The following is a 3,243-nucleotide window of genomic DNA, read 5'->3' as shown; positions in this document are numbered from 1 at the left end:
GTGACTCTCGCCCACCAAAGCGACGAGGCACGCCGCCGCGCGGCGCGCGGCACCGGGCCGCGTACCCCCGGTGGGACTCGAACCCCGCCCCCCCGCCACTCCACGCGCCGCTCCGCAGCGCGCGGAGCCACCGGCGGCGTGGGCCCGAGTGTGACTCTCGCCCACCAAAGCGACGAGGCACGCCGCCGCGCTGCGCGCGGCACCGTGCCTCGTACCCCCGGTGGGACTCGAACCCACACTTGAGCGATTTTAAGTCGCCTGCCTCTGCCATTGGGCTACGGGGGCGCCGTTGTCGGCGCTCCCACGCTACCCCGCAGGGGCGCCGGCGACGCGTTGTGTCAGGACTTGGTGCCCGCGGGCTCCTTGGCGGGCACCGCCGACTCGGCCGGCTTCGGCTTCGGACGCGCGGCAAACTCCTCGAACACGTACCGCGGGTGCTGCACAGTTGACAGGTTCACGATGTCGCGGCCCAGCCACAGGTTGTTCCACCAACCCCAGATGACCCGCCACTTGCGCTCCCACGACGGCATCGCCAGGCCGTGGTAGCCACGGTGCGCAAGCCAGGCGATGAAGCCCTTGAGCGCAAGCTTGCCCGACTGGAAGACACCGTTGTACAAGCCAAGACCCGCGACAGCACCGAGGTTCTTGTGCACGTACTCGACAGGAAGCTCGCCGCGCAGGACTGCTGTTATGTTCTTGGCCATGAGCTTCGCCTGACGCACGGCGTGCTGCGCGTTCGGGACGCAGTAGCCGCCGACGCCACCGCCCGTGAGGTCGGGCACCGCGGCAACGTCACCCGCAGCCCAGGCGCCCTCGACGATCTCATCCTCACTGCCGACACGCAGGTCGGCGCGGGTCCGGATGCGGCCACGTTCCTCGACGGGCAGGTCGCTGCCCCGCACAACGGTCGGGTTGGCCATGACGCCGGCGGTCCAGACGATCAGATCGCTCGGGATGACTTCACCCGTGGACAGTTCGACGTTGCCGCCGACCGCTCCGGTTACCTGCGTGTCGAGGTGCACAGCTGCGCCGCGCTCACCGAGTGACTTCATGACCCACTTGCTGGTCTCGAGCGACACCTCTGGCATGATCCGGCCCATCGCCTCGACGAGGTGGAAGTGGGTCTCATCGAAGCTCAGTTCGGGGTACTTCTTGAGCAGAGCGGATGCGATCGAGCGAAGCTCGGCGAACACCTCGATGCCCGCGAACCCGCCACCGACGACGACGACGGTGAGCAGGCGCTCCCGCTCGGGACCGGGGGGAAGGGTCGCTGCCTTGTCGAAGTTCGAGAAGAGCTTGTCGCGGATCGCGACGGCTTCCTCGATCGTCTTCAGGCCGATCGCGTTGTCGGCGATCCCGGGGATCGGGAAGGTCCGCGAGACGGCGCCGGCAGTGACGACGATCTGGTCGTACTCCTCTTGCCACGGCTCGCCGAGCGTCGGGGTCACCGTCGCTACCTTGTTGGCGTGGTCGATGCCGGTGATCTTCGCCGTCACGACGCGCGTGCGCTTGAGGTGACGACGCAGCGACACCACCGAGTGGCGGGCCTCGATCGAGCCCGCAGCCACCTCGGGAAGGAACGGCTGGTAGGTCATGTAAGGAAGTGGGTCGACAATCGTGACCTGTGCTTCGCCGCGGCGAAGGTGCTTCTCGAGTTTCCAGGCCGTGTAGAAGCCGGCATACCCTCCGCCGACAATAAGGATCCTGGGGGTGGTGTTGCTCACGATGGGAGAACTCCTGAGATGTTTCAGCGGCGGGGGGCGCGGGACGCCAATCGGACGCGTCGGACAGCAGCAGTGACGCCGAGCGCCACCAGTATAGCCGCGACGGTGCCCGCCGCGAGCGGGACCGTCCCGTAGAGCAGCGACTCGGTGCTCGGCAGAAGGGGCGAAGCCGCAGCCTGCTGCTCCACGGGGGGCAAGGGTTCGACCGCGGCGGGGGGAACCGTCGGCTCGGGATCGGGCACGAGGTTGGCTCGCCGATAGATGGTGATCCACTCGGCCAGACTCCCGAGCGGGTTCTCCCTGACTGCGGGTACGGATGCCGTCACGGCGGCCTCGGCATCCACCAGACCGTAGCCGTAGAGCGGGTCGGGCAGGTCTGTCACTCCGGCGGGCGGCGTCGCGGTACGGATGATGCGATTGATGACATCATCGGCATCCATATCGGGATACGCAGACCGCACGAGTGCCGCGATACCTGCCACGATGGGCGCTGCGCCGCTCGTGCCATCCCACTCGACGACCTTGCCGTCCGCGGATACCCCGAGGAGGTTCTCGCTGGGAGCAGCCACGGCGATCGTGATGCCCTGCGTCGAGGCCTCTCGACTTGCCCGCCCGTGCGGATCCACCCCACCGACGACGAGGACACCGGGGATCGTCGCCGGTGCACCGACAACTCCCGTCCCGCTCCCCCGGTTTCCTGCGGCAGCCACGACGACCACGTCGTGCTCGAAGGCATACATGAACGCATCGTCCCAGCTGCGATCCCAGTCAGGGGTGTTGGTGGTGAACGACAGGTTGATGATGTCAGCGCCGTTGTCGACAGCCCAATAGATCGCTTGGGCGATCTGCTCGGCGAAGGGGACGGATGCCGAGACGCCGAATCCCACGGAGATCGAGAGGAGCTCGGCATCCGGCGCCACACCGAGCATGCCCGTCACCGGGCTCGTACCGCGGGAGGCGGCAAGGGACGCCACCCAACTGCCGTGATCGGGGTCGCGGGCTCCCACGGGGGTGCGCCCGTCTGGTGATCCAAGACCCGAGACATCCGTGCCCCCGACCACGCCCGAGAACTCCACGGGGCCTTTGCCGATGCCGGTGTCGATGACCGCGATCCGCACTCCCGAACCTGTGGAGGTCTTCCAGGCGTCACGGATGCCGTAATCGTCGAGCCAATACTCCGCCGCGCGGAGCGGGTCGGAGTCAGATGGCGACGGCGAGGGCGTGACGGTGAACCCGGGCAGGGCGATCATGCCGGCAATCGCGAGCGTAACTGCAGCGAGTCGACCGAGCTGGCGGCGGCGATCCGTCGCCACCGCAGCACTCACGCCAGCTCCTCGGAGACCGCGTCCACTGTGCGCGTTGCGGCTCCCGGGTCGGCGCACACGCAACGATCCGGCGACCAGTCCGACAGCGCGAGCGCCCGGTCCCCGATCGGGTTCACCCCCGGGCCCGCCGCGAGCGAGTGCGCCAGCACGGCGTGCAGGCACTTCACCCGCGTCGGCATCCCGCCCGCCGAGAT

3 protein-coding genes and 1 tRNA gene are annotated in these 3,243 nt (G+C 68.4%); all 4 read right to left on the bottom strand.

Annotated elements, in window-relative coordinates:
- Positions 1-212: 212 nt before the first annotated feature.
- Positions 213-285 (bottom strand) — tRNA-Leu (locus Q1V87_RS10460).
- 53 nt (positions 286-338) lie between these two features.
- Positions 339-1,724 (bottom strand): FAD-dependent oxidoreductase, encoded by a 1,386-nt coding sequence (locus Q1V87_RS10455; RefSeq protein ID WP_300592348.1) that lies wholly within the window; start codon positions 1,722-1,724, stop codon positions 339-341.
- A 23-nt stretch (positions 1,725-1,747) separates the two neighbouring features.
- Complete coding sequence (locus Q1V87_RS10450) at positions 1,748-2,974, bottom strand: S8 family serine peptidase (RefSeq protein WP_300592351.1); 1,227 nt, start codon at positions 2,972-2,974, stop codon at positions 1,748-1,750.
- A gap of 71 nt (positions 2,975-3,045) precedes the next feature.
- A partial coding sequence (locus Q1V87_RS10445) for a DUF501 domain-containing protein (protein WP_300592345.1) occupies positions 3,046-3,243 on the bottom strand: 198 nt, incomplete at its 5' end.

Origin of the sequence: Microbacterium sp. (assembly GCF_030149085.1) — a bacterium.
Lineage (GTDB): Bacteria > Actinomycetota > Actinomycetes > Actinomycetales > Microbacteriaceae > Microbacterium.
This window is presented reverse-complemented; position numbering and strand designations above follow the sequence as displayed.